We start from the raw sequence: 26,774 nt of genomic DNA on the forward strand, positions 1-26,774 counted from the left end.
TGGCGGCTTAACAACAACGTCCAACGCGCAGACGCCCCTTGTTTAGCGACACAGGTCACATTTAGTTTGTAATCTATGCAAGGTAGCCTGTAAAGGACGCGCCGGATATCAGATGTCACCTTAACTTTATCGTTTCAGCACCATTTGCATCGACGGTCTCCGCTGACGAAGGCAAAGTAGTGCTCCAGCACTTTTACAAGGACATTTCCATGCTCCATCCTCGCGCCAGAACAATGCTGATCCTGTCGGTGCCGGCCATCCTGATAGGTATCGCCTGCAGCCTGATCCTGATCGTGGCGATGAAGGTTGCCGCGCTGCTGCAGCGCGTGCTGTGGAGCAATCTGCCCGCGCAGTTGGGGGTGAGCGCCGACAGCCCGCTGTGGATCATCGCCATGCTGACGGCGACAGGGATCGCGGTGGGTCTGGTCATTCGTTACAGCCCCGGGCACGCCGGGCCGGATCCAGCGACCGAGTCGTTAATCGGCGCTCCCATTGCCACCGGCGCGCTGCCCGGACTCCTGGCCGCGCTGATCCTCGGCCTCGCCGGCGGCGTCAGCCTCGGCCCGGAGCATCCGATTATGGTGGTGAATATCGCGCTGGCTGTCGCCGTCGGCTCCCGACTGTTTCCGCGCGTCAGCTCGCTGGACTGGACCATCCTCGCGGCCTCAGGCACCATCGGCGCCCTCTTCGGTACCCCGGTTGCCGCCGCGCTGATTTTTTCGCAAACCCTCAATAGCAGCAACGATACGCCACTGTGGGATCGCCTCTTTGCTCCCCTCCTCGCCGCCGCCGCCGGCGCGTTGACGACGGGTCTGTTTTTCCATCCCCATTTTTCGCTGCCGATCCCGCACTATGGTCAGATGCGCTTCGTTGATATTCTCAGCGGCATTATCGTCGCCCTGATCGCTATCGCCGTCGGCATGGTGGCCGTCTGGTGTCTGCCGCGACTGCATGCCCTGATGCATCGGTTGAAAAATCCAATCCTGACCCTCGGCATCGGCGGGCTGCTGCTGGGGATCGTGGGGACGATAGGCGGGCCCTTAACGCTATTTAAAGGGCTGGATGAGATGCAGCAGCTGGCCTTCAGCCAGACGCTAACCGCCGCGGATTTTCTGCTTATCGCGCTGGTCAAACTGGCGGCCCTGGTTCTTGCCTCAGCCAGCGGCTTTCGCGGCGGGCGAATTTTCCCGGCGGTGTTCGTCGGGGTAGCGCTGGGGCTGATGCTGCATGCTCATGTTGACGCGGTGCCGGCGGCAATCACCGTTTCCTGCGCGATCCTCGGCATGGTGCTGGTCGTCACTCGCGACGGCTGGTTGAGCCTGTTTATGGCCGCCGTGGTGGTCCCGGATACGACTCTGCTGCCGCTATTGTGTATGGTGATGCTCCCGGCCTGGCTGCTGCTGGCCGGGAGACCGTTGATGATTGCCAAACGGCATACCGATTAAACGCGGCTGTTTCGCTCCTCAAGGGCCTGCGTCACCGCGCGCAGGAAATCGGGGATATCCATTTTCGGCAGCATCACTTCTACCAGGGTGAGGGTATCGGAGGTGATGCTCTCCGTCATCACCTCCCGCAGTTCAGACGTCTGAGTGACCCGCCGGCAGCGCGAAGCAACGTCAGGGGCGAAGGCTTCCGGCAGCCGCTGCCAGTCCCACAGAGCGATGTCATTGTAGCGCTGCTCTGGACCATGAATCGCCCGTTCCACGGTATACCCTTCGTTATTCAGCAGCAGAATAAGCGGCTTTTGCTTATCACGCAGCATGGAGCCCATCTCCTGAATGGTCAGTTGGGCCGCGCCATCGCCGACAATTAGCACCACCCGCCGCTCCGCCGCCGCGGTTTGTGCGCCATAGGCGGCCGGGAGAGTAAAACCAATCGAGCCCCACAGCGGCTGGACGATCAGCGATGCTTCAGAGGGCAGCTTCAGCGCCGCAATGCCAAAGGCGGCCGTCCCCTGATCGGCGAGAATAATATCCCCCGGACGCAGGGCGCCCTGCACCGTCGCCCAGAAATTTTTCTGGGTCAACTCGCCTTCAGCGCCCTCCTCAGCCTCCGGCGCCACGACCTGAGGCGTAGCCCACTCCGCCGCCAGCGGGGCGGAAAGCGTCATCAGCGCGGCCAAAGCCTTATCCATCGGCACCCCGCTGAACCAGTGATCGCCCACCCTGACGGCGAAGGGCTGGATCTCAATAGTCTTTTCCCGCGCCAGATGTTGGGTAAATCCTGCGGTGATGGTGTCGGTGAAGCGCGTGCCAATGCAGATGATGGTGTCGGCGTTTTCAATCGCCTCCCGGGTCTGCGGCGCGCTGGCAATCCCGCTGTAGGTGCCGACAAACCCGCTCTGCTGCTCATCGAACAATCCCTTGCCCATGAGCATCGTCGCATGGGCGACAGGCGTTTTCGCCACCCACTCCCGGAGCGTCTTCTGCAGGCCATAACGTTGCGCCAGGAAGTCCGCCAGCAGGGAAATGCGTCGGCTGCCCCGCAGCAGGCGGCTGGCATGTTCGCAGAACCCGGCAAGCTGGTTTTCATCCGCCGGAGCGGGCTCCACCAGCAAGCGCTGGGCTGGGGCAATCGCTGCCGCTCTGGCGACATCGGCTGGCAGCATCAAATAGCCGGGGCGATGATGCGTCAACATATCGCGCAGCACACGGTCGATTTCATGGCAGGCGTTGCCGGCGGTCAGCAGCGCCTGGCTACAGGTGATCTGCTCGCTCATGCGGGCGAAATGGCGAAAATCGCCATCGCCGAGGGTATGGTGCAGCAGTTCGCCGCGCTGCTGGGCGCCGGTAGAGGGCGCACCGACAATATGCAATACCGGAATATGTTCCGCATAGCTACCCGCAATGCCGTTCAGCGCGCTCAATTCGCCGACGCCGTAAGTGGTCAGCAGCGCACCGGCCCCTTTGATGCGCGCATAGCCGTCAGCGGCATATGCCGCATTCAGCTCGTTGGCGCAGCCGACCCACCCCAAGGCGCTGTGCGCGATGACGCGATCGAGAAACTGTAAGTTGTAATCTCCCGGCACGCCGAACAAGCGGTCAATACCGCAGTCGACAAGGCGATCCAGCAGATAATCCCCAATAGTGTAGGTCGGTTGCATATCCATTATCCTCATTTTGGTGCAGGTGTAATTTGAGTATTGAATAAGCGATCCGCCTGTCCAGATGGGAGGTGATAATGGCAGTGTAAAGCAATAATTACGCAGAAAAAGCAGTGTACTCCACGCAGAACATTGTTTAGTGTAAACGTATACACACCCTGTTTTGTCGGCGGAGGAAGAATGGTTTACCAGGCAAGCACCACGCGATATCAAACGATGGAGTACCGTCGCTGCGGCCGCAGCGGTCTGCAACTACCGGCCATTTCCCTTGGCCTGTGGCATAACTTTGGCGATGAAACGCGAGTGGAAACCAGCCGGCAGATGCTCCTGCACGCTTTTGACCTCGGTATAACCCATTTCGATTTGGCCAACAACTATGGGCCGCCGCCGGGCTCGGCGGAAAGCAACTTTGGCCGCATCCTGAAAGAGTCGCTCCTGCCTTATCGCGATGAGTTAATCATCTCCACTAAAGCAGGTTACACGATGTGGGACGGCCCTTACGGCGACTGGGGATCGCGAAAATATCTGGTAGCCAGTCTTAACCAGAGCCTTAAACGCATGGGGCTGGAATACGTCGATATTTTTTACCATCACCGGCCTGATCCACAGACGCCGCTGATGGAAACGATGCGTGCGCTCGATCATCTGGTTCGTCAGGGTAAAGCGCTATATGTCGGGATCTCCAACTATCCTCTGGCCCAGGCGCGGGAGGCGGTGAAGATCCTTAACGACCTCGGCACCCCCTGCATCATCCACCAGCCTCGCTACTCGATGTTCGAACGCGGCGTGGAAGAAGGACTGCTGGATTTTCTGCAGACGGAAGGGATTGGAAGCATAGCGTTTTCACCGCTGGCCGGCGGGCAACTTACCGACCGCTATCTCAACGGCATTCCGGCCGACTCGCGCGCCGCCAGCAGCAGTCGTTTTCTGCAGCCGGAGCAACTGACTCCTGCCCGATTAGAAAAAATTCGTCAGCTTAACAGGCAGGCGGAAGCGCGTGGGCAGAAGCTGTCGCAGATGGCGCTGGCCTGGGTGTTGCGCGAAGAGAAAGTCACCTCGGTGCTGATCGGCGCCAGCAAAACCGCGCAACTGGATGATGCCGTCGGCATGCTGCAGAATCGCCATTTCACCACCGAGGAGTGCACGGCCATCGACGCCATCCTTGCGCTGTAAAGCAAATGTTACTTTAGCAAAAAGTGCTCTTTCCTGCGCTTTCGGAGTTCGTCCGATGCGGTGGGTCTTTACCGGCCCGTAATATCAGGTTAACAGGCCGCTTACGGCCCCGATCGTGAAGGAGAAGAGTATGTTCAGGTCACTGATTCTGGCAGCAGTACTGCTGGCCGCAGGGCCACTGGTCGCTAACGCTGGTGAAATCACCCTGCTGCCATCGGTAAAATTACAAATAGGCGATCGTGACAATTACGGTAACTACTGGGACGGTGGCAGCTGGCGCGACCGTGATTACTGGCGTCGTCACTATGAATGGCGTGATAACCGTTGGCATCGTCATGACAACGGCTGGCACAAAGGCTGGTACAAAGGCAGAGATAAAGCCTGGGAGCGCGGCTATCGTGCTGGCTGGAACGACCGCGATGACCACCGCGGCGGCTGGGGTCGCGGCCCGGGCGGGCGCGGTCACGGTCATGGACATGGCCATCACTAACAAACGAAAAGGGGAGCCCATCGGCTCCCCTTTACTTTATTCAGCATCAGGAATCAATTAATCCACCCCGAGCAGCGACCCCACTATTAACCAGCCGTTCAGGCTCACCACAATAGCGACTATCGCCCAGCCGATGCCTCTCACCCAACGGGTATTCACCAGGTCCCCCATCAGCTTCGCATTGCTGGTAAATATCAGCAGCGGCACCAGGGCAAGCGCAATGCCAAAGCTGAGCAACACCTGACTCATTACCAGGATGCGCGTAGGATCCAGCCCCAGCAGAATGACGACAAACGACGGCAGCATGGTGATCGCCCGGCGAAACCACAGCGGAATATGAAAGCGGATAAACCCCTGCATAACGACCTGACCTGCCAGAGTGCCCACCACGGTCGACGATAAACCGGCGGCAATCAGGCTGAGGCCAAAGATGGTCGCCGCCGCGTGGCTCAGCAGCGGCTCCAGCGTCATGTAGGCCTGATCAAGATCGGCGACGCCGGTATGGCCATTAAAGTGGAATGCCGCCGCAGCGGTCGCCATCATCGCCAGATTGACGAACCCGGCAATGGTCATAGCGATCGCCACATCCCAGCGGGTCGCGTTATAGCGTTCTTTTCGCGTTCCGCCATGCAGATGCTGAGTCAGCGATGAGTGTAAGTAAATGACGTGCGGCATGATTGTCGCACCCAGTACCCCGGCGGCCAGGAATACCGCCTCCCCGTTGGGCAGCGTGGGGATCACCAGCCCTTTCGTCAGAGGAGCCAGCGCGGGCTGGGAAAAGATCAACTCCACGACATAGGCCACGGCGACAAACAGCAACAATCCACCGATCACCTTCTCCAGTGGTTTTTGTCCGCGCCGCTGCAGCATCAGGATCAGAAAAGTCGCCACCCCGGTCAGCACCGCCCCCTGCAGAAGCGACACGCCGAGCACCAGCTTAAAGCCAATCGCGGCGCCGATAAATTCAGCCAGATCGGTGGCCATAGCGATAATTTCCGCCTGTACCCAGTAAAACCAGACAACAGGACGCGGGTAATGGTCGCGGATCTGCTCGGCCAGGTTTTTGCCGGTGGCAATGCCCAGTTTGGCAGAAAGCACCTGGATCAGCATCGCCATCAGGTTAGCCCACACCACGACCCACAGCAGCTGGTAGCCAAAGCTGGCGCCGGCCTGAATGTTAGTGGCGAAATTACCCGGATCGATATAGCCAATGGCAGCGACGAAAGCCGGGCCCATTAAGGCGAGCTTCACCTTGCGCGCGGCGCGACTACTGCTATTCTCAACGCGACTGCTAGTCATCTTCTGCCTCTGGAAATATAGCCTTTGCTATGTTTCATGCTATCAAAATGCGAATGATTATCAAGTTCATTTAGAATGGAGATAATGATTGCTGTGATAGAAGGGAACAATAGCTGGCCGGAAATGAAATACGGGCGTCAGAAAACGAGATCCAGCCCGCTATTAAGAGTAGTACAAGAATGCAACTTTTAAAACCTTTACGTAACATAACAAAAGTGGATGTTGGATCACTATTTTTGCCATTGGTCACAGTTCCTTGCAATAGTGTGCAATTGATCTCGTTTTCTTTAAAGCCGTTGCATAGAATGTGCACGGAAATTTAACCTGCCTCATATTTGGAGCAACTATGGACCGCGTCTTGCATTTTGTCCTCGCGATCGTTGTGGTGGCTATACTGGCCCTGTTGGTCAGCCATGACCGCCAAAAGATCCGTATTCGTTATGTTGTTCAACTGCTTGTCATTGAAGTCCTGCTGGCCTGGTTCTTCCTCAACTCCGATATTGGTCTGGGTTTTGTGAAAGGATTTTCCGAGATGTTTGAAAAACTCCTCGGGTTTGCCAACGAAGGGACAAACTTCGTGTTCGGCGGCATGAACGATAAAGGCCTGGCCTTCTTCTTCCTCAAAGTTTTGTGCCCTATCGTCTTCATTTCGGCTTTGATCGGCATTTTGCAGCATATTCGTATCCTGCCGATTGTCATTCGCGCGATCGGTACCGTCCTGTCGAAAGTTAACGGCATGGGCAAGCTGGAGTCCTTCAACGCCGTGAGCTCGTTGATCCTCGGCCAGTCGGAAAACTTTATCGCGTATAAAGATATTCTCGGCAAAATGTCGCGCAACCGCATGTACACCATGGCGGCGACGGCGATGTCCACCGTGTCCATGTCCATCGTAGGCGCTTACATGACCATGCTGCAGCCAAAGTATGTCGTTGCGGCGCTGGTGCTCAACATGTTCAGCACCTTTATCGTTCTGTCATTAATTAACCCTTACCGCGTGGAAGAGAGCGAAGAAAATCTGCAGATGTCGAATCTGCACGAAGGTCAGAGCTTCTTCGAGATGCTGGGCGAGTATATTCTGGCAGGTTTTAAAGTCGCGATTATCGTGGCGGCGATGTTGATCGGCTTCATCGCGCTGATCTCGGCGCTGAATGCCCTGTTCGCCACCGTGACCGGTTGGTTCGGCTATAGCATTTCCTTCCAGGGTATCCTCGGCTATATCTTCTACCCGGTCGCCTGGGTGATGGGTGTGCCGGCAAGCGAAGCGCTGCAGGTGGGCAGTATTATGGCTACCAAACTGGTCTCCAATGAATTCGTCGCCATGATGGATCTGCAGAAAATTGCCTCGACGCTCTCCCCGCGCGCGGAAGGCATTATCTCTATCTTCCTGGTCTCCTTCGCCAACTTCTCATCTATCGGTATTATTGCCGGGGCGATCAAAGGTCTGAACGAAGAACAGGGCAACGTAGTTTCTCGCTTCGGTCTGAAGCTGGTGTACGGCTCCACGCTGGTTAGCGTGTTGTCCGCCTCGATTGCGGCGCTGGTTCTGTAACAGACGTCAGTCATCTGAGCCGGGCAATGCCCGGCTTTTTTTTGCCCGTCATTCACCCAGCGGCTGTGGTTTACCGATCAGATAACCCTGCAGATAATTCACGCCCAGCTCCAGCAAGCGCGCTTTTTGCGGTTCGCTTTCGACATATTCCGCCACCACGCTCATCTGTTTCGCCCGCGCCATCTCGACAATCGATTTTACCATGATGGCGTCCAGCGGGTCCGTGAGGATGTCGCGGACGAAGCAGCCGTCAATCTTAATGATATCGGCCTGTAGATGTTTCAGACGTTCATAGTTCGCATAGCCGGTGCCAAAGTCATCAATAGCGATGGCGCAGCCAAACGCGCGCAACGCTTCAAGATTTTGCCGACTGGTGTCCGCATTAGAGAAGGCCTGCTCTTCGGTCACCTCAATAGTTATAAGTTCTGGCGAGACGCTATAGCGTTGAAACAGCGCGATAATCTGCCCTGCGCTGTTCTTTTGCATCAGAGTTGCAGGCAGCAGGTTGACCGAGAATCGCTGGCCGGGATGCTTATGGAGCATACTGAACAAGGTCTCCAGCACCAGCATGTCAAAACGTTGGCTGAGGTTAAACTGCACAATCAGCGGAATGAATCGGTCGGGCATAATGACGCTATCGCCACAGCGCATGCGCGTGAGGATCTCATGATAACCCTCCCCCTCCGGATTCTGAATCGGTTGCGCATAGAGCATCAGCGCGCGATCTTTGAGCACTTGCTTGACGCGCATAAGGAGGCGCACCTGCTCGGTAGTTTGATCCACCACCAGATCCTGCTCCTCGTCCAGCGCCAGCACCCGACGTTCACTGCCCGCCTGTTCGGAAAGCCAGCTTAGCTGGCCCAGCATCTGGTAAAGTCCCTCACCCTGACCGTCATCGCGGCCCCAGGCCGCGCCAAACTCCAAATCCAGCGGCTGATTGTGCCAGCTGAACTTTTTGTGGTTGAGGACCGCGACCATATGGTTCAAGCGGGACGACGGCTCCGGTCCATCAAGCACGAGGATCAGTTCGCTGCCCGGTACCTGGAAGACTTTATCCGCCGCTCCCAGCAGCGGTTGCAGCGCCCGAATAATCTGCCGTTTACAGTCCACCCCCATCATCAGACCATAATGCCGACTGAGAAAGTCGAGATTATCAATACGCAGGCTGCAGATAGCCTGCTGAGGACAGCTCTGTAAATGGCTCTCCAGCGCGCGCAGGTTAGGCAAGCCGGTCAGCGGATCCTCTTCCGCCTGGCTACGCCAGCGGCGTTTGTTGCGGTCGCTGCGGGCATAGATGTCGGCCATATAAAACAAACAGATAGTAAAGGAGATCAGAACCGACAGCACAAAGGAGAGTGAATACTCGCTTTGCACCCCCTGGAGAAAGTTTTTGTTATATACCACCAGCAAAAAGGCCGAGACAGACCATGAAATACGCAATAGCGCATGGCCTATTCGACTGATACCGATAAAGTAGACAATAAAAATAACCGGAACTAAATAACCGGCAATAAATTCAGACTGATACGGCGCACACAATAGCGTTAATATCACCGCCAACGCGATAAACCAATATAGGGTAAAGGAGCGATATTGCGGTGCCAGCCACGGTAAACATTCCTGCTGCCAGAAACGTCGGGCGTAGCGCGGACTGATAATCATCCGCATTGGATAATAAAGAAACGTCGTAAAAATTAATGCCGCACTGATTAAACTTTGGATATCTATTACAGTATAAATCAACGGCATACTACCAAAGTAACTGGTAATAGCTAATGGAAACGCAAAATATTGTCCGGCGAGATACATGGTGATTTTCAGGAGCACCGGCGCGAAGAAGCCGCCCCAGAAGATCCGCGCCCCCATATGTTTTGCCGTTGGACCGCAGCGCCAGCGCTTCCCCACCAACAGTCGCAGAATAGCGCAGGAGACAAACACGGCGAACAGTTGACAAAAAAGTAAGATAAACGCCTGCGGCAGCGTTAATTTAATGAGAAAACTATTGGTGATGGCAAACGCGAGAATTAATGGCGCAATTGCATAGCGGCCAAAGATAAAAATAACAGAAAACATCACGCTGATTGGCAGCCAGGCAATATAAATAAGGTTGCCGTCAATTATCGTTTGCGGTGAAATAAAACGAGCCAGCGGAATAGCGACTAAACAAATGATAAAGGCCAATAGAGTTTTTTTGATATTAATGTTAATTTTATCAAGCATTATTGTTAATTAAAACTCCAGAAACCTCATCACGTTTAATGGGGGAAATGTTATGTTGCTTATTTAGGGCAGGCAAGGCGAATTATCAGGAAAAAGTCTGAAATTACTTTCGATTTTAATTGCTGGAGATTAACTGACGTAACCAGAAAGTGCTTTACATGAAACCCGCTAAAAACAAAAACCCCCGCCGAAGCGAGGGTTCTGAATTTTGGTGGAGCTAAGCGGGATCGAACCGCTGACCTCTTGCATGCCATGCAAGCGCTCTCCCAGCTGAGCTATAGCCCCACAGGACTTCTTTACGAACCAAATCCGCTGGGTGCAGAATTTGGTGGAGCTAAGCGGGATCGAACCGCTGACCTCTTGCATGCCATGCAAGCGCTCTCCCAGCTGAGCTATAGCCCCGTAACGTAAAGCGTGTCGTGTTGACGGGCGGCATAATATGAATTCCTCGCTCAGGTGTCAACGGCAAAATTATCCTTCCCGATTCAATCGCTGAAAAAGCAGGCAACTTGCTGACATTGCGAGCCTTATCGCAGTCAGAAGTTAAACAGGTCACCTTTTCACGTAAAAGGATGCTATAACATGGGCAGCTAATTCCCATACATTTACTCAGGAAATAGTATGCTCAAGGAACGAATGACACCTGAAGAAATTGCCCATCTAACCGGCTACAGTCGGCAAACTATCAATAAGTGGGTGCGGAAAGAAGGCTGGCAAACCTCTCCGCGACCTGGCGTCCAGGGCGGCAAAGCGCGCCTGGTCCATGTCAATGAGCAAGTCAGGGAGTTTATCCGCAGCGCCCAGCGCGTGGCGGAGACGCCCGGCATCTATTCTCCCCATGATAGCGATCTGGAATCGCTGCTGCTGACCCTCAGTAAAGAACTCACCCCCAGCGAGCAGAAGCAGCTTATGTCTTTGTTGCTGCGCGAGGGGATCACCGGGTTACTGCTTCGGTTAGGGATCCGCGATCGGTAAACCATGATGAAACTGAAAGATAAAATGACGCCCGCAGAGCTTGCCGACTGCCTGGGGCTGGCCAGACAAACGATCAATCGCTGGGTTCGCGAGAAACAATGGCGCACCGAAGCAATACCCGGCGTTAAAGGGGGGCGAGCGCGACTGGTGGTTATCGACCAACCGGTACGCGAGTTTCTGACCAACATCCCTGCCAGACGCCATCTGCTTACCGACAATCATCTCGCGGAATCGCCAGGTGCATACCTGGTCAATGAGGCAGACGCGATCTGGCGGCAAATCACGGAAACCCTACAGCTGATGACTCCGGCAGAACAGCTGCAGCTCCGCGATCTGCTGGCCCGGGAAGGGATTAGCGGTTTTCTTGCCCGCCTCGGCATCGCCAGTCCGGAATAACAGGCAAAAAAAACGGCAGGGTAACCTGCCGTTGTTTCAGCTGCGTCGCCGTCAGGACGCCTGGCCTTCGCGTTCAGCGATAAAAGCCAGCGCTTTATTGATACGATCTACGCTACGGGATTTACCGATAGCATGGACAGTAACGTCTAGCGCAGGAGATTGCCCTGCCCCGGTAACCGCCACGCGCAGCGGCATACCGACTTTACCCATCCCCACCTCCAGCTCATCAGCAGTTGCCTGAATCGCGTGATGGACGTTTTCCGCCGTCCAGTCGCTAATCGCCGCCAGCTTATCGCGAACCACTTCCAGCGGCTGACGCGCCACTGGACGCAGATGTTTTTTCGCGGCGTCGGCATCGAATTCAGCGAACTCTTCATAGAAGTAGCGGCAGCTCTGGGCCATCTCTTTCAGCGTCTTGCAACGCTCGCCCAGCAGTTTCACCAGCTCAGCCAGCTGCGGGCCGTTGCGAGTGTCGATATTTTCCTGCTCGATATGCCACTGCAGATGCGTTGCCACATACTCCGCCGGCAGGGTATTGATATAGTGATGGTTTAACCACAGCAGTTTATCGGTGTTAAAGGCACTGGCGGATTTGCTCACCGCGCCCAGCGAGAAGAACTCAATCATCTCTTCGCGAGTGAAAATCTCCTGATCGCCATGAGACCAGCCCAGGCGCACCAGATAGTTGAGTAGCGCTTCCGGCAGGTAGCCGTCGTCGCGGTACTGCATCACGCTCACTGCGCCGTGGCGCTTGGAAAGTTTTTTACCGTCATCGCCGTTGATCATCGACACGTGCGCATAAACCGGCACCGGCGCATTCAGCGCTTTGAGGATGTTGATCTGGCGCGGCGTGTTGTTGATATGATCTTCGCCGCGGATCACGTGAGTGATCGCCATATCCCAGTCATCTACCACCACGCAGAAGTTATAGGTCGGGGAACCATCGGTACGGCGAATGATCAGATCGTCCAGTTCCTGGTTGCTGAACTCGATAGGTCCGCGGATCTGATCGTCAAAAATAACCGAACCTTCCTGCGGGTTGGCGAAACGCACGACGCACGGCTCATCATCAGCATGGTGCTCGTGGCTATGGCGGCAGCGGCCATCGTAACGCGGCTTCTCACCCTTCGCCATCTGCTCTTCGCGCAGCGCTTCCAGACGTTCTTTCGAGCAATAGCATTTGTAAGCGGTACCGGCTTCCAGCATCTCATCGATTACGTTGTTATAACGATCGAAACGTTTGGTCTGGAAATAGGGGCCTTCGTCCCATTGCAGATTCAGCCAGTTCATGCCATCCATGATGGCTTCAATTGCTTCCGGGGTGGAGCGTTCGAGATCGGTGTCTTCAATACGCAGCACAAACTCACCGCCGTGGTTACGGGCAAAAAGCCAGGAATAGAGAGCAGTACGCGCACCGCCAACGTGCAGATAGCCGGTTGGGCTTGGCGCGAAGCGAGTTTTGATTTTCATGAATTGGCCTTACGTTTAATAAAGATGCCGATAGCCGGCAATGTCCGGTGGAAATTATGGGTCAATATTCTAACACCGTGGGCTGATTCCTCAATGTTGTTCCCATCGGAACGTCACGGTTTGCCATTTTTGTTTATAAATCATGCTATGGCGCCGGTTTCGCGATCGCTTTGTTTAATTTTACGACGAACGAACGAATTCTTTAGAAAAGGCGTTGACTCATTTTCAACTCTCCCTATAATGCGACTCCACACAGCGGGGGTGATTAGCTCAGCTGGGAGAGCACCTCCCTTACAAGGAGGGGGTCGGCGGTTCGATCCCGTCATCACCCACCACTACTTAACGTAGTCTCCGCCGTGTAGAACAGAAAATTGAGAAGTGGGTGATTAGCTCAGCTGGGAGAGCACCTCCCTTACAAGGAGGGGGTCGGCGGTTCGATCCCGTCATCACCCACCACTTTCTCGCCAGCTGGATTTTCTGTCAAAATGTGAAGTACCGAAGTGGGTGATTAGCTCAGCTGGGAGAGCACCTCCCTTACAAGGAGGGGGTCGGCGGTTCGATCCCGTCATCACCCACCACTTCGGGTCGTTAGCTCAGTTGGTAGAGCAGTTGACTTTTAATCAATTGGTCGCAGGTTCGAATCCTGCACGACCCACCAATGTAAAAAGGCGCCCTAAAGGCGCCTTTTTGCTTTGCGCCGAACTCAACGATTCGACAAAATTGTCGGGAACAATTTTGAACAACGCGGCAGCGTTGGCCCGCAGGGCGAGTCTCAGGATGAGACGAGTTTCTCTGCAGCAGGTTCGGGTCGAACGCAGTGAGACAACGGAGCCGCTTGCGGCGACGGCCCGAAGGGCGAGGCGAAGCCGAGTCATCCTGCACGACCCACCAATGTAAAAAGGCGCCCTAAAGGCGCCTTTTTGCTATGCGCGGAACATGGCCCTGCCACGAGTCCCTCCGCAGCAATCCCCTCTGTCAGCGCTGATATAGCGGATCTTCAACCCTGGCGGCGGTTAAATTCTCCCCTTCTTCACGCACAATTTCCCATAACGCCTGAGCGGCGGTCGACAGCGAGCGATTTTTCCTGCATGCCAGCATCAGCTGCCGCTCCATCACCGGAGTCAGCCGTTTCACCGTCAGATGGCTCCCCTGCGGTAACGGTAGCGCCAGCGCCGGCAGAACGCTGATGCCAATTCCCGATTCTACCATCGGAAACAGCGTTGCCGGGTGGCCAATCTCCTGGACGATGTTCGCCCGGATAGCCAGCCTGCTGAGGGCCGCATCGATCAGCGGGCGGCTGCCGGACGCATAATCCTGCAGGATTAGCCTTTCATCCTGCAGCGCCTGCCACGGCACTTCTGTCAGGCTGGCAAAAGGATGATCCTCCCGGCAGAGCAGCAAAAATGGTTCCGCCAGAACCACTTCACACTGAAGGTCTGCCGCCGGGCCCGGATCAATCACGATGCCAAAATCCACTTCCCCCTGGCGGATACTCTCCAGCACCCACTGCTGGGGCCGATCGTGCAGCACAAAATCGATATCGGGATAACGACGATTGCTGTGAGCAATACACTGCGGAATAAGGTGGGCGGAAATCGTCTGACTGGCGGCGACCTTGACGGTGCCGCTCAGTTGCTGGCCTACCCGCCCGGCGTCACGCAGGGTAATCGTCAACTCATCGAGCAAACGTTCCAGCCTGCCCGCCAGCTGCTGGCCCGCCTCGGTGAGCACCACTTCGCGAGTAGTACGGTCGAGCAGACGGACGCCGGTCTGATGCTCCAGCTCCTTGACGCTATGGCTGACGGCCGACTGACTTAAGCCAATCATCTCCCCTGCCCGGCTGAAGCTTCTGGCCCGGGCGACGGTGACAAATACTTTTAACTGACGCAGAGAGTAATTCATCTTTTTTATTCATGAATAGATGCAATAAATCAATTTTATTTCTCAAATGAAAAAAAGCACAATAGCGCATCTCTTTTCAGGAGCGTTTATGAAACTTTTCCGTATTCTCGATCCGTTTACGGCAACGCTAATCACCGTTGTCCTGCTGGCCTCATTCTTCCCGGCCCGTGGCGCTTTCGTCCCCTTCTTTGAACATCTGACCACCGCCGCCATCGCGCTGCTGTTCTTTATGCATGGCGCTAAACTCTCCCGGGAGGCGATTATCGCCGGCGGCAGCCACTGGCGTTTGCATCTCTGGGTGATGTGCAGCACCTTTATTCTCTTCCCGCTACTCGGGGTTCTGTTTGCCTGGTGGGCGCCGGTGAATGTCGATCCGATGCTCTACAGCGGCTTTATCTATCTGTGCATTCTGCCGGCCACCGTGCAATCCGCTATCGCCTTTACTTCGCTGGCCGGGGGCAACGTCGCGGCTGCGGTTTGCTCAGCCTCGGCCTCCAGCCTGCTGGGGATCTTTGTTTCCCCGCTACTGGTGGGGGTCCTGATGAACCTTCACGGCGCAGGCGGCAGTCTGGAGCAGGTCGGTAAAATTATGCTGCAGCTGCTGCTGCCTTTCGTGCTCGGTCACTTATCGCGGCCGTGGATTGGCGACTGGGTGGCGAAGCATAAGAAGTGGATTGGTAAGACCGACCAGACCTCGATTCTGCTGGTGGTTTACTCCGCCTTTAGCGAGGCGGTGGTGAATGGCATCTGGCATAAAGTCGGTCTGGGATCGCTGCTGTTTATCGTGGTGGTCAGCCTGGTGCTGCTGGCCATCGTCATCGCGGTCAACGTCTTTGTCGCCCGCCGCTGCGGCTTTAACAAAGCCGATGAGATTACCATCGTCTTCTGCGGTTCGAAAAAGAGCCTGGCCAACGGCATTCCGATGGCCAATATTCTCTTCCCGACCTCCATCCTCGGCATCATGGTGCTGCCGTTGATGATCTTCCACCAAATCCAGCTGATGGTCTGCGCGGTGCTGGCGCGGCGCTACAAGCAGCAAACCGATGCGCGTCTCGCTGAGGAAAAGGCCAACGCGGCCAAAGCCTAACGCGCTTTCTTCAGGGGCTGGACCAGATCGCTCAGCCCCTCAGTTTTAATCAGCAGGGTCAACGCCATCAGCTCGCCAAGATGCCCGGCAGGGAATTGATCCTTACGCGCGAACCACAATAAATACTCTTCCGGGACATCGATTAAGCGACGTCCCTTGTATTTACCGAACGGCATTTCGGTATTGGCTATCTCGACCAGCTGCGCTTTATCCACGTTATTCTCCCAGCAGACGCATCATTTCGGCTTCGTCAATCACCTCGATGCCCAGCTCCTGCGCTTTCGCCAGCTTAGACCCCGCCGCTTCGCCGGCAATCACCAGGTCGGTTTTCTTCGACACGCTGCCTGCCACCTTCGCCCCCAGCGCCACCAGACGCGCTTTGGCGTCATCGCGCGACAGCTGGCTGAGGCTGCCGGTAAGGACCACGGTTTTGCCTGCAAACGGGCTATCAATCTCTTCCGCCTTCACCACCACCGGCGCAGGCCAGCGAACCCCCTCCGCCAGCAGTTGCGCAATGACATCGCGGTTGCTCTCTTCGGCAAAGAAGTTGAAGGTATGGGTAGCGACGACGATGCCGACATCAGGAACTTTCTGTAGCTCCTCAATGGAAGCCTGCTCCAGGGCTTCGAGAGTGCCGAAATGCGCCGCCAGGCCCGCCGCCGTCGCTTCTCCTACCTCGCGAATACCTAAGGCGTAGAGGAAGCGTGCGAAGGTCGTCTCTTTGGCTTTCTCGAGGGCGTTGACTACGTTTTGCGCGGACTTCGGCCCCATCCGATCCAGCCCGGTCAGTTTCCCCGCCGTCAGCCGGAACAGATCCGCCGGGGTATGGACGTACTCTTTCTCCACCAGCTGGTCGATGATCTTGTCGCCCATGCCGTCAACGTCGAGCGCGCGACGGGAGACGAAGTGCTTGAGCGACTCTTTGCGCTGCGCGCCGCAGATCAGGCCGCCCGTACAGCGGGCTACCGCCTCGCCTTCCACCCGTTCAACGTCTGACTGACATACAGGACAGTGGGTCGGGAAGACGACATCCCGGGCATCCGCCGGACGCTCGGAAAGCACCACGTTAACCACCTGCGGGATCACATCGCCTGCCCGGCGAATCACCACCTTGTCGCCGATTTTCAAGCCTAAGCGTTCAATTTCATCGGCATTATGCAGGGTGGCATTGCTCACCAACACGCCGGCAACATGGACCGGCTCCAGACGCGCCACCGGCGTAATCGCCCCGGTGCGGCCCACCTGGAACTCCACGTCCCGGACGAAGGTCATCTGCTCCTGTGCCGGGAACTTAAAGGCCACGGCCCAGCGCGGCGCGCGGGCGACGAAACCCAGCTGTTCCTGCAGCGCCAGCGAATCGACTTTGATCACCACGCCATCAATGTCAAAGCCCAGGTGGGGACGCTCTTCCTCGACTTTACGATAGTAAGTAAGCACTTCCTCGGGGGTATGGCACAGGGTGACGCGATCGCTCACCGGCAGCCCCCATGCTTTGAACTGCAGCAACCGAGCCGAGTGGCTGGCCGGCAGCTCGCCGCCCTCCAGCACGCCCACGCCGTAGCAGAAGAAAGTAAGCGGTCGCTTCGCAGTGATGCGCGGATCGAGCTGGCGCAGCGAACCCGCTGCCGCATTACGCGGGTTAGCAAACACTTTCCCGCCGGTGCGGCGAGCTTCCTCATTGATTTTTTCAAACCCGGCCTGCGGGAGGAACACTTCCCCACGTACCTCAAGGCGTGCAGGAATATTCTCGCCATGCAGCTTGAGGGGGATGGCGCGAATAGTTCGCACGTTAGAGGTAATATCTTCGCCGGTGGTGCCGTCGCCGCGGGTTGCCGCCTGCACCAACACGCCGTTTTCGTAGAGAATGCTCACCGCGAGGCCGTCGAGCTTAAGCTCGCAGCAGTAGGTAAGATGATCTGTGCTTTTCAGGCGATCCTGTACCCGCTTGTTGAAGGCGAGAAAGCTCTCTTCGTCAAACACGTTATCCAGCGACAGCATCGGCACTTCATGGCGGATCTGGCTAAAGGCGGTGAGTGGCGCCGCCCCCACCCTCTGTGTTGGCGAATCCGGGGTAATCAGCTCCGGGTGCTGGCTCTCCAGCTCGCGCAGCTTGCGCATCAGGCGGTCATATTCCGCATCCGGCACTTCCGGCGCGTCCATAACGTGGTACAGATATTCATGATGGCGAAGCGTGGTTCGCAGTTCAGTCAGTTGTTGTTCGATTGGTTCCATATCACACCATCAATGATAAAAAACCCCCGACAGGCGGGGGTTGAGAAGGAATTGAGTTAACGCGGAACGTCAGGCGTTCGCGTCTTTCACTTCGCGAATACGATCCTGGTATTCACGCAGTTTTTGCGGCGTCATCATGCGACGCTGATCGTCAAGCACCACGCCGCCCACTTCGTCAGCGATATACTGCGCAGACTGCAGCATCAGCTTGAAGTTCTGCAATTCATCGCCGTAGGAAGGGACCTGCATAAAGATAGTCACCCCAGGGGTCATCATATCCGCCATGCTGTCCGGATTGAAGGTTCCCGGTTTCACCATGTTGGCCAGACTGAACAACACCGGACCGCTGCCGTCCGGACTTAGGTGGCGGTGGAAAATATTCATTTCACCAAACTTAAAGCCGGCCTGCTGGATACTGTTGATCAGCACTTCACCGTTAAGCTGGGCGCCATGATGCGCGGCGACGTTCATCACAATGACCGTCTCTTTGCGCTCTTTCGGCTGCGGCGCGGCGGGCTGCTGCGGCTCTACCGGCTGCGGTTCCGCGACGGCGGGCTGCGACGCGGCAACAGGCTGTGGCGCAGGCTGCTGCGGGGCGGCTGGCTGCGGCTGAGCGACGGTCGGCGTCACCGGTTGCGGCGCGACAGGCTGCTGCACAACAGGCTGCGGCTGGTGTTGCGGTTGTACGGGCGGCTGCGCAGGTTGCGGCTGTTGCCAGCCAGGCTGCGGAGCCGCATGCGGCGCAGGCTGTTGCTGCGGTGGAACCGGGGCCTGGCGCGGCGGCTGCGGCGGCTGGCGAACCGGTTCTTCAGGACGCGCAGGTTGCTGCATCTGGCGCTCGTAAGGCGGCTGGTACTGGTGCTGCGGCGACTGACGAGGGGCTTCATGCTCCCCATGCGCGCCGTGCGGGGCGTGAGTCACCGGATGAACGCGGACTTCTCCTACGCCTTCAACATTATCATCAAAGTCGTCGTTTTCCGACTCATCGTCGCGCGACTTCATACGTTTCAGTGGGCGATCGCGAAACATCGAAGAACGTTCTTTACGGCTGGTCCAGAAACCATGTACCAGTAAAGCGATTATGGCGATCGCGCCAACAATGATTAATATCAGACGCAAATCCTGCATCATTATATTCTCTGTTGTTCTAACACCTTGCCACCACGGCAAACATTTACTCACTAAGAGTATTTGCCGATTACCTCAAGTGCAAGTGCGTCGGTCGCTTTCACCACATAAAGATGAACTAAATCGTGCTTTTTGCTGTTTTTTCGAACATTTCCTAACTGGTTATTGTCTGACGACCCGATAAAATAAGCGAGCATTCACACCGGATGTTAAAAAAGGAGCAATGCCTGGCTATGGTTTCATCATCCGCACCGACCCCGCGCAGCGGCGTTTATTATTTTTCGCAGGGCTGGAAACTCATCGGGCTGCCGGGCATACGGCGTTATGTCTTCCTGCCTTTACTGGTTAACGTGCTGCTGATGGGCGCTGCCTTCTGGTGGCTGTTTACCCGTCTCGGCAGCTGGATCCCCTCGCTGATGAGCCATGTGCCGGACTGGCTGCAGTGGCTAAACTACCTGCTGTGGCCGGTGGTAGTGCTCTCAATCCTGCTGGTGTTTGGCTACTTCTTTTCGACGATCGCCAACTGGATAGCCGCGCCGTTCAGCGGCCTGCTGGCGGAACAGCTGGAAGCGCGCCTGACCGGCGCTACCCCGCCGGACGTCGGCGTCTTTGGCATCATGAAAGATATTCCGCGGATTATGAAGCGTGAGTGGCAGAAGCTGGCCTGGTATCTGCCGCGCGCCATCGTGCTGTTGCTGCTCTACTTTATTCCCGGCGTTGGCCAGACGGTAGCCCCGGTACTCTGGTTCCTGTTCAGCGCATGGATGCTGGCGATTCAATACTGTGATTATCCCTTTGATAATCACAAGGTTCCCTTCAAAACCATGCGCGAAGCGCTGCGCAGTCGCAAAGTGATGAATATGCAGTTTGGGGCGCTCACCAGCCTGTTCACAATGATCCCGGTGTTAAACCTGGTGATCCTCCCGGTGGCTATCTGCGGCGCCACCGCCATGTGGGTCGATTGCTATCGCGATAGACACGCCAGCTGGAAATAGCGGTAACACCTTCACTTGGGGGCGGCAAAGGCCGCTCCCTTATATCGCGCTTATTCCTTCTTGCTTATCATTATTTCCCTTCCGCATATAGATATGCTAAATCCTTACTTCCGCATATTCTTTAAGCGGGTATGCTGATGCCGTACCCCCAAATTTCATACAGTTAAGGACGGGCCATGAGTAAGATTTTTGAAGACAACTCCCTGACTATCGGTCATACGCCGCTGGTACGACTGAACCGCATCGGTAATGGCCGTATCCTGGCAAAGGTAGAATCTCGTAACCCGAGCTTTAGCGTAAAATGCCGTATCGGCGCCAATATGATCTGGGATGCTGAAAAGCGCGGCGTTCTGAAACCTGGCGTGGAACTGGTCGAGCCGACCAGCGGCAACACCGGTATCGCCCTCGCCTACGTGGCGGCGGCCCGCGGCTACAAACTGACGCTAACCATGCCGGAAACCATGAGCATCGAGCGTCGTAAGCTGCTGAAAGCCCTGGGCGCCAACCTGGTGCTGACCGAAGGCGCCAAAGGCATGAAAGGCGCTATCCAGAAAGCGGAAGAGATTGTCGCCAGCAACCCGGAACAATTCCTGCTACTGCAGCAGTTCAGCAACCCGGCTAACCCGGAAATCCACGAGAAGACTACCGGCCCGGAAATCTGGGAAGATACCGATGGTCAGGTGGATGTGTTTATCTCCGGCGTAGGTACCGGCGGAACGCTGACCGGCGTCAGCCGCTATATCAAAAACACCAAAGGTAAAAAAGATCTTATCACCGTCGCCGTTGAACCGACCGATTCCCCGGTGATCGCCCAGGCGCTGGCGGGGGAAGAGCTCAAGCCGGGTCCGCACAAAATTCAGGGTATCGGCGCCGGCTTCATTCCTGGCAACCTGGATCTGAAGCTGGTCGACAAAGTGATCGGCATTACCAACGAGGAAGCTATCTCCACGGCGCGCCGCCTGATGGAAGAAGAAGGCATCCTGGCGGGTATCTCTTCCGGGGCCGCCGTTGCCGCCGCGCTGAAGCTGCAGGAAGATGAGGCCTTTACCAATAAGAATATTGTGGTTATCCTGCCTTCCTCTGGTGAGCGTTATTTAAGCACCGCGCTGTTCGCCGATCTCTTCACTGAGAAAGAGCTGCAACAGTAGTGCCAGCTTGTAAATAATGTGTAAAAAAGCACCTTTTCGGGTGCTTTTTTGTGGCACACGTCAAAGTTTTACCCCTCCTGGCATTGATTCACCTCGTAGGGTCTGGTATTTAACCAGCACATTTATTTTGATGCGCGAAATTATTCAGAAGAGGATTTCCGCCAGCTGAATCGATTTTATGATTTGGTTCAAATCTTCCTTTCGCGGCATAATGTTTAATGACGTGCTAGACGTCAATGGCCCGCAGGTCTTCGCAGCGCCAGGCGCTGCCGACGCCAAGGCCGGAAACGTAACGCCGGCGCTAACAATACAGGCTAAAGTCGAGTCGTTAGACTAGACTTTAGGTCCACAACACTAAACCTATAAGTTGGGGAAATATAATGTTCCAGCAAGAAGTTACCATTACCGCTCCGAACGGTCTGCACACCCGCCCTGCTGCTCAGTTTGTTAAAGAAGCTAAAGGCTTCACTTCTGAGATCACTGTAACCTCCAACGGCAAAAGCGCCAGCGCCAAAAGCCTGTTCAAACTGCAGACTCTGGGCCTGACCCAGGGCACCGTAGTGACCCTCTCCGCTGAAGGCGAAGATGAGCAGAAAGCTGTTGAGCATCTGGTTAAACTGATGGCTGAACTCGAGTAAGTTCACGGGTTCTTTTTCATATCAGTCACAAGTAAGGTAGGGTTATGATTTCAGGCATTTTAGCATCCCCGGGTATCGCCTTCGGCAAAGCATTGCTGCTGAAGGAAGATGAAATTGTCATCGACCGGAAGAAAATTTCTGCCGATAAGGTTGATCAGGAAGTCGAACGTTTCCTGAGCGGCCGCGCCAAGGCCTCCGCCCAGCTGGAGGTCATCAAAACCAAAGCTGGTGAAACTTTCGGTGAAGAAAAAGAAGCCATCTTCGAAGGGCATATTATGCTGCTGGAAGATGAGGAGCTTGAGCAGGAAATCATAGCCCTGATTAAAGATAAGCACATGACTGCCGACGCGGCAGCCAATGAAGTTATCGACGGTCAGGCCACTGCCCTGGAAGAGCTGGATGATGAATACCTGAAAGAACGTGCGGCTGACGTACGTGATATCGGTAAGCGCCTGCTGCGCAACATCCTTGGTCTGGCAATCATCGATCTGAGTGCGATTCAGGATGAAGTCATCCTCGTCGCCGCCGATCTGACCCCGTCTGAAACCGCACAGCTGAACCTGAAAAAAGTGCTGGGTTTCATCACCGATGCGGGCGGTCGTACCTCCCACACCTCTATCATGGCGCGTTCCCTGGAATTGCCGGCCATCGTGGGCACCGGCAGCATCACGGCGCAGGTGAAAAACGGCGACTATCTGATTCTCGACGCGGTGAACAACCAGGTTCTGATCAACCCGTCTAACGAGCAAATTGAAGCGCTGCGTAGTCTGCAGGCTCAGGTTGCGGAAGAAAAAGCCGAACTGGCGAAACTGAAAGATCTGCCGGCGATTACCCTCGACGGCCATCAGGTTGAAGTCTGCGCCAACATTGGTACCGTTCGCGATGTCGAAGGTGCTGAGCGCAACGGCGCCGAAGGCGTAGGTCTGTATCGTACCGAATTCCTGTTCATGGACCGTGACGCGCTGCCAACTGAAGAAGAACAGTTTGCGGCTTATAAAGCGGTGGCTGAGGCCTGTGGCTCTCAGGCCGTTATCGTCCGTACCATGGATATCGGCGGCGACAAAGAGCTGCCGTACATGAACTTCCCGAAAGAAGAGAACCCGTTCCTCGGCTGGCGTGCCGTGCGTATTGCGATGGATCGTAAAGAGATCCTGCGCGACCAGGTTCGCGCCATCCTGCGTGCCTCCGCTTTCGGTAAGCTGCGCATTATGTTCCCGATGATCATCTCTGTTGAAGAAGTGCGTGCGCTGAAGAAAGAGATCGAAATCTACAAACAGGAACTGCGTGACGAAGGTAAAGCATTTGACGAATCCATTGAGATCGGCGTGATGGTGGAAACACCGGCTGCGGCGACTATTGCTCGTCATCTGGCCAAAGAAGTTGATTTCTTTAGTATCGGCACCAATGATTTAACGCAATATACTCTGGCAGTTGACCGTGGTAATGATATGATTTCACATCTTTACCAGCCGATGTCACCGTCTGTACTGAATCTGATTAAGCAAGTTATTGATGCTTCTCACGCTGAAGGTAAATGGACTGGCATGTGCGGTGAGCTTGCGGGCGATGAACGTGCTACACTTCTGTTGCTGGGTATGGGGCTGGACGAATTCTCTATGAGCGCCATTTCCATCCCGCGCATCAAGAAGATTATTCGTAATACGAACTTCGAAGATGCGAAAGTATTAGCAGAGCAGGCTCTTGCTCAACCGACAACGGACGAGTTAATGACGCTGGTTAACAAGTTCATTGAAGAAAAAACAATCTGCTAATCCACGAGATGCGCGGCCCAAATTACTGCTTAGGAGAAGATCATGGGTTTGTTTGATAAATTGAAATCTCTGGTTTCTGATGACAAGAAAGACACCGGAACTATTGAGATTGTTGCTCCCCTCTCCGGTGAGATCGTCAACATTGAAGACGTGCCGGATGTGGTTTTTGCGGAAAAAATTGTGGGCGATGGGATTGCCATCAAACCGACTGGCAACAAAATGGTCGCGCCGGTAGACGGTACCATTGGTAAAATTTTCGAAACCAACCACGCGTTCTCTATTGAATCTGATAGCGGCATCGAGCTGTTCGTTCACTTCGGTATTGATACCGTTGAACTGAAAGGCGAAGGCTTCAAGCGTATCGCGGAAGAAGGTCAGCGCGTGAAAGTCGGCGATCCGGTTATCGAATTTGATCTGCCGCTGCTGGAAGAGAAAGCCAAGTCGACTCTGACGCCGGTGGTTATCTCCAACATGGACGAGATCAAAGAGCTGATCAAACTGTCCGGTAGCGTGACCGTGGGTGAAACCCCGGTAATCCGCATCAAGAAGTAATGCTTGCTGCATAAAAATGGCGCCGAAAGGCGCCATTTTTTTATACCGCGCAAGTTACCGGTCGATAGCACTTCTCGCGGGACAAGACGCGCAATCCCTCCGGGGTGCTCTCCAGAATTCGCCGCTCGCTGTCAGCGACCAGCAGTTCGCACTGATATCCACCGGCCAGGCCGAACAGCGACCGCGCCACGCAGGCATCCTCCAGCGCCGCCTCACCTGTCGTATCAAAATGACCAACAATGCGTCCCTGCTGGCGGATCACTAACCGATAGCTTTTCATCTGCTTTGCTCCAGCGGCGGTAGGATCAATTCGTCACACCCCTGGGCGGCAGTCCAGTTCATCACCTCCAGCACGCGCTGGGCAGCAGCCTGCGTCGCTGCCCCCAGCGCCAGTCCGGAAAGCAACCCGCTCACCAGCTCCGCGCAGAACAGATCGCCGGTTCCTTTTAAGTCTGTCTCCACCCGCGGGTGAACCACCACTTCCACTGCATCGGCCGTCACCACCAGCACATTGATCGTCGAATCGGCCTCTCCCGGCGCGCTGGTGATCACCACCCATTTGAGGGTGTCCGACAGCAGGCTTCGCGCCGCGGCGACCGCCTCCTGCCGATCGCGACAGCGCTGGCCGCTCAGCGTCTCCAGTTCGAACAGATTGGGGGTGATCCCTTGCGCCAGCGGCAGCAGGTGCTGACGATAGGCGTCCGGGATCTCAGCCTTGACATAGATGCCGCTGTCGACATCGCCGATGACCGGATCCACGAGAATGCACAACCCGGGATGGCGGGCCCGTACGCGCGTCAGCCACTGCGCCAGGCGTTCGATTTGCACTGCGCTGCCCATATAGCCGGTGGTGACCGCACGCAGTTCGCGCAGCGCGTCGCGCTCCTCCAGCGCCTGCAGATACCCGACAAACCACTCTTCCGGAATAATGCCGCCATAGAACGTCTCATAATGGGGCGTATTACTGAACAGCACCGTCGGCACCGCCAGCACGCGCAGACCATGCTGTTTAATCGCCGGAACCGCGATGCTGTTGCCGACGCTGCCATAGACTACCTGCGACTGCACGGCGACGATATCCACTTCCGACGCCCGGCTTTTGTCGTGAAAGAGCACTGATTGTATATCATCCTGCTGGCCCATCTTTTCTCCCCCCGCTGGACAGCGGGTCACGCACTGATTATGATTCGTCCTATGCTAAATTCCATTTTGTCATAGGTCAATAATGTTAGCCGGAAAAACCGCCAGCGAAATCTTCGATAACATCCGCCATCTGGTGCAGAGCGGCGGGTTGCAGCCCGGAGAGGTTCTGCCGCCGGTACGTGAACTCGCCAGCCAGCTTGCAGTGAATCGCAACACTGTCGCCGCCGCCTATAAACGGCTGGTGACCTCCGGGCTGGCCGTCAGTCAGGGACGCAACGGTACAGCCATTAAAGCGCGGGACACACTGCCGGCGCTGGAGGGAGGTGACCCAACGACCCCGCTGAACGATATCTCCAGCGGCAATCCGGATCCGGCCAGACTGCCTGATTTACCCCGCTATCTGGGCCAGATTGCCCGCACGCCCCGCCTGTATGGCGATGCGCCCATCGAGCCGCGGCTTGGCCAATGGGCCGAGGCGTGGTTTGCCAGAGAGATAGCCGTTCCCTTTGCGGTGAATCTCGCCAGCGGGGCGATAGACGCCCTGGAGCGCCTGCTGTGCGCTCTGCTGCTCCCCGGCGACGGCGTTGTGGTGGAAGATCCCTGTTTTCTCAGCAGCATCAATATGGTGCGTTACGCCGGTTTTACCCCCTGCCCGGTGGCGGTGGATGCCGAAGGGATGGATCCTGACGGCCTGGAGGAGGCGTTACGCAACGGCGCACGGGCGGTGATCTTAACCCCGCGCGCGCATAATCCTACCGGCTGTAGCCTGACGGAAACCCGGGCGCATGCCCTGCGGGAGGTGCTATCCCGCTATCCGCAGGTACTGGCGATTGTTGATGACCATTTTGCCCTGCTGTCGGCCACGCCATGGCACTCCCCTCTTCCTGCAAGCACCCAACGCTGGGCGCTGGTGCGCTCGATGTCAAAAACCCTCGGACCAGATCTACGGCTGGCCTTTATCGCCAGCGATGCCGCTACTTCAGCGGCGCTGCGCCTGCGGCTTAACGCCGGCAGCCAGTGGGTCAGCCATCTGCTGCAGGACCTGACGCTGGCCTGCCTGACCGACGAGGCGTTTATCGCCTCGATGACGGAGACCCGTCGTCACTATCGCCAGCAGAATGAGAAACTGGCGGCGGCGCTGGCCCGGTACGGCTACAGCCATGCTACGCCAGGGGATGGCCTCAATTTCTGGCTGCCGCTGCCAGCGGCGAGCCAGCCCTACGCCTTACGCCTGGCCCGCGCCGGCTGGCTGGTCCGGGAGGGAGAGGTGTTTGGCATCCGTACGCCCTCCCACGGGCTACGCCTGTCGCTGGGCCGTCTGAGTGACGCTGAGATTTCCCGCCTGGCGGCCGATATTGCGCAGGCCTTAGACGCCCCCTGACGCAGGCAGTCCACCGAACGTATCGGGGAGTGATGGCAGCTGCCGACAAATTAATGAAAAATAAACGACAGCAGGCTAGTCTTACCTGCATGCCCTGATCGCCGAGGCGGACAAATCGCTC

23 protein-coding genes, 6 tRNA genes and 1 other RNA gene are annotated in these 26,774 nt (G+C 56.2%); 18 read left to right on the top strand and 12 right to left on the bottom strand.

The features are described from left to right. Positions 1-209: 209 nt before the first annotated feature. Positions 210-1,445: an ion channel protein gene (locus KHQ26_RS19015; protein ID WP_004154521.1), complete on the top strand. Its 1,236-nt coding sequence runs from the start codon at positions 210-212 to the stop codon at positions 1,443-1,445. Here KHQ26_RS19015 and KHQ26_RS19020 read toward each other — a convergent pair. After that, positions 1,442-3,103, bottom strand: coding sequence for an alpha-keto acid decarboxylase family protein (locus KHQ26_RS19020; RefSeq protein ID WP_004174935.1), 1,662 nt, complete (start codon positions 3,101-3,103; stop codon positions 1,442-1,444). The genes KHQ26_RS19015 and KHQ26_RS19020 overlap by 4 nt on opposite strands. Before the next feature lie 180 nt (positions 3,104-3,283). Between KHQ26_RS19020 and KHQ26_RS19025 the strand changes: the two genes are divergently transcribed. After that, positions 3,284-4,276: an aldo/keto reductase gene (locus tag KHQ26_RS19025; RefSeq protein WP_020804766.1), complete on the top strand. Its 993-nt coding sequence runs from the start codon at positions 3,284-3,286 to the stop codon at positions 4,274-4,276. Positions 4,277-4,406: 130 nt separating this feature from the next. Further along, on the top strand, positions 4,407-4,766 hold the full coding sequence (locus KHQ26_RS19030) for a DUF2502 domain-containing protein (protein WP_002913419.1): 360 nt from the start codon (positions 4,407-4,409) through the stop codon (positions 4,764-4,766). A 57-nt stretch (positions 4,767-4,823) separates the two neighbouring features. Here the strand turns inward: KHQ26_RS19030 and KHQ26_RS19035 are convergent, their stop codons facing one another. Next, positions 4,824-6,065: an Nramp family divalent metal transporter gene (locus KHQ26_RS19035; protein WP_002913421.1), complete on the bottom strand. Its 1,242-nt coding sequence runs from the start codon at positions 6,063-6,065 to the stop codon at positions 4,824-4,826. 346 nt (positions 6,066-6,411) lie between these two features. Here KHQ26_RS19035 and nupC point away from each other — a divergent pair, with 346 nt between their 5' ends. Next, the gene (gene nupC, locus KHQ26_RS19040) at positions 6,412-7,614 is read left to right on the top strand and encodes a nucleoside permease NupC (protein WP_002913423.1); all 1,203 of its coding nucleotides are present in this window, start codon (positions 6,412-6,414) and stop codon (positions 7,612-7,614) included. A gap of 48 nt (positions 7,615-7,662) precedes the next feature. Here nupC and KHQ26_RS19045 read toward each other — a convergent pair whose 3' ends face one another. The 3 genes from KHQ26_RS19045 to KHQ26_RS19055 form a co-directional block, all read right to left on the bottom strand. After that, the gene (locus KHQ26_RS19045; protein WP_004151096.1) at positions 7,663-9,834 is read right to left on the bottom strand and encodes an EAL domain-containing protein; all 2,172 of its coding nucleotides are present in this window, start codon (positions 9,832-9,834) and stop codon (positions 7,663-7,665) included. 209 nt (positions 9,835-10,043) lie between these two features. Next, positions 10,044-10,119 (bottom strand) — tRNA-Ala (locus KHQ26_RS19050). A gap of 41 nt (positions 10,120-10,160) precedes the next feature. Then, a tRNA-Ala gene (locus tag KHQ26_RS19055) sits at positions 10,161-10,236 on the bottom strand. A 219-nt stretch (positions 10,237-10,455) separates the two neighbouring features. Here KHQ26_RS19055 and KHQ26_RS19060 point away from each other — a divergent pair. Together KHQ26_RS19060 and KHQ26_RS19065 are read left to right on the top strand one after the other, a co-directional pair. After that, positions 10,456-10,809, top strand: coding sequence for a MerR family transcriptional regulator (locus tag KHQ26_RS19060; protein WP_002913434.1), 354 nt, complete (start codon positions 10,456-10,458; stop codon positions 10,807-10,809). 3 nt (positions 10,810-10,812) lie between these two features. After that, positions 10,813-11,205, top strand: coding sequence for a MerR family transcriptional regulator (locus KHQ26_RS19065; RefSeq protein WP_002913435.1), 393 nt, complete (start codon positions 10,813-10,815; stop codon positions 11,203-11,205). 51 nt (positions 11,206-11,256) lie between these two features. Here KHQ26_RS19065 and gltX read toward each other — a convergent pair whose 3' ends face one another. Beyond that, positions 11,257-12,675, bottom strand: coding sequence for a glutamate--tRNA ligase (gltX, locus tag KHQ26_RS19070; protein ID WP_004145598.1), 1,419 nt, complete (start codon positions 12,673-12,675; stop codon positions 11,257-11,259). 259 nt (positions 12,676-12,934) lie between these two features. Between gltX and KHQ26_RS19075 the strand changes: the two genes are divergently transcribed. From KHQ26_RS19075 to KHQ26_RS19095, 5 genes are all read left to right on the top strand, one after another. After that, positions 12,935-13,010: transfer RNA gene (locus KHQ26_RS19075), tRNA-Val, on the top strand. Between the two features lie 45 nt (positions 13,011-13,055). After that, positions 13,056-13,131: transfer RNA gene (locus KHQ26_RS19080), tRNA-Val, on the top strand. A gap of 46 nt (positions 13,132-13,177) precedes the next feature. Then, positions 13,178-13,253, top strand: a tRNA-Val gene (locus tag KHQ26_RS19085). Positions 13,254-13,257: 4 nt separating this feature from the next. Next, positions 13,258-13,333 (top strand) — tRNA-Lys (locus tag KHQ26_RS19090). Between the two features lie 95 nt (positions 13,334-13,428). Beyond that, positions 13,429-13,566, top strand: a non-coding RNA gene (locus KHQ26_RS19095) — RtT sRNA. Positions 13,567-13,650: 84 nt separating this feature from the next. Here KHQ26_RS19095 and KHQ26_RS19100 read toward each other — a convergent pair. After that, positions 13,651-14,577, bottom strand: coding sequence for a LysR family transcriptional regulator (locus KHQ26_RS19100; protein ID WP_002913438.1), 927 nt, complete (start codon positions 14,575-14,577; stop codon positions 13,651-13,653). A gap of 88 nt (positions 14,578-14,665) precedes the next feature. On the opposite strand from KHQ26_RS19100, the gene KHQ26_RS19105 reads away from it, so the two are divergent. After that, positions 14,666-15,664 carry a bile acid:sodium symporter family protein gene (locus KHQ26_RS19105; protein WP_002913439.1) on the top strand — a complete coding sequence of 333 codons (999 nt, stop codon included), beginning with the start codon at positions 14,666-14,668 and terminating at the stop codon, positions 15,662-15,664. Here KHQ26_RS19105 and KHQ26_RS19110 read toward each other — a convergent pair. From KHQ26_RS19110 to zipA, 3 genes are all read right to left on the bottom strand, one after another. Beyond that, entirely contained in the window at positions 15,661-15,879 is a 219-nt protein-coding gene (locus KHQ26_RS19110) for a DUF3820 family protein (RefSeq protein WP_002913440.1), read from the bottom strand. The genes KHQ26_RS19105 and KHQ26_RS19110 overlap by 4 nt on opposite strands. A gap of 1 nt (position 15,880) precedes the next feature. Beyond that, positions 15,881-17,896 (bottom strand): NAD-dependent DNA ligase LigA, encoded by a 2,016-nt coding sequence (gene ligA / locus KHQ26_RS19115; RefSeq protein WP_004180820.1) that lies wholly within the window; start codon positions 17,894-17,896, stop codon positions 15,881-15,883. A gap of 69 nt (positions 17,897-17,965) precedes the next feature. Continuing rightward, a complete protein-coding gene (gene zipA, locus KHQ26_RS19120; RefSeq protein WP_004151995.1) occupies positions 17,966-19,027 on the bottom strand; it encodes a cell division protein ZipA in 1,062 nt (353 codons plus the stop codon). Positions 19,028-19,257: 230 nt separating this feature from the next. On the opposite strand from zipA, the gene cysZ reads away from it, so the two are divergent. The 5 genes from cysZ (at position 19,258) to crr (ending at position 24,129) form a co-directional block, all read left to right on the top strand. After that, positions 19,258-20,019 carry a sulfate transporter CysZ gene (gene cysZ / locus KHQ26_RS19125; protein WP_004174922.1) on the top strand — a complete coding sequence of 254 codons (762 nt, stop codon included), beginning with the start codon at positions 19,258-19,260 and terminating at the stop codon, positions 20,017-20,019. A gap of 176 nt (positions 20,020-20,195) precedes the next feature. Continuing rightward, complete coding sequence (cysK, locus tag KHQ26_RS19130; protein WP_002913498.1) at positions 20,196-21,167, top strand: cysteine synthase A; 972 nt, start codon at positions 20,196-20,198, stop codon at positions 21,165-21,167. A 380-nt stretch (positions 21,168-21,547) separates the two neighbouring features. Then, a complete protein-coding gene (gene ptsH / locus KHQ26_RS19135; RefSeq protein WP_002913505.1) occupies positions 21,548-21,805 on the top strand; it encodes a phosphocarrier protein Hpr in 258 nt (85 codons plus the stop codon). Between the two features lie 44 nt (positions 21,806-21,849). After that, positions 21,850-23,577 (top strand): phosphoenolpyruvate-protein phosphotransferase PtsI, encoded by a 1,728-nt coding sequence (gene ptsI, locus KHQ26_RS19140; RefSeq protein ID WP_002913506.1) that lies wholly within the window; start codon positions 21,850-21,852, stop codon positions 23,575-23,577. A gap of 42 nt (positions 23,578-23,619) precedes the next feature. Continuing rightward, positions 23,620-24,129 carry a PTS glucose transporter subunit IIA gene (gene crr, locus KHQ26_RS19145; protein WP_000522253.1) on the top strand — a complete coding sequence of 170 codons (510 nt, stop codon included), beginning with the start codon at positions 23,620-23,622 and terminating at the stop codon, positions 24,127-24,129. A 40-nt stretch (positions 24,130-24,169) separates the two neighbouring features. Here the strand turns inward: crr and KHQ26_RS19150 are convergent, their stop codons facing one another. After that, a complete protein-coding gene (locus KHQ26_RS19150) occupies positions 24,170-24,409 on the bottom strand; it encodes a hypothetical protein (protein ID WP_002913605.1) in 240 nt (79 codons plus the stop codon). Continuing rightward, positions 24,406-25,272, bottom strand: coding sequence for a pyridoxine/pyridoxal/pyridoxamine kinase (pdxK, locus tag KHQ26_RS19155; protein ID WP_004174917.1), 867 nt, complete (start codon positions 25,270-25,272; stop codon positions 24,406-24,408). Before pdxK ends, KHQ26_RS19150 begins: the two co-directional genes overlap by 4 nt. 82 nt (positions 25,273-25,354) lie before the next feature. Here pdxK and ptsJ point away from each other — a divergent pair, with 82 nt between their 5' ends. After that, positions 25,355-26,653 (top strand): transcriptional regulator PtsJ, encoded by a 1,299-nt coding sequence (gene ptsJ, locus KHQ26_RS19160; RefSeq protein ID WP_020803928.1) that lies wholly within the window; start codon positions 25,355-25,357, stop codon positions 26,651-26,653. The last annotated feature ends 121 nt before the right edge of the window (positions 26,654-26,774 follow it).

The sequence above is a fragment of the Klebsiella sp. 10 genome, from assembly GCF_018223925.1.
Classification (GTDB): domain Bacteria; phylum Pseudomonadota; class Gammaproteobacteria; order Enterobacterales; family Enterobacteriaceae; genus Klebsiella; species Klebsiella pneumoniae.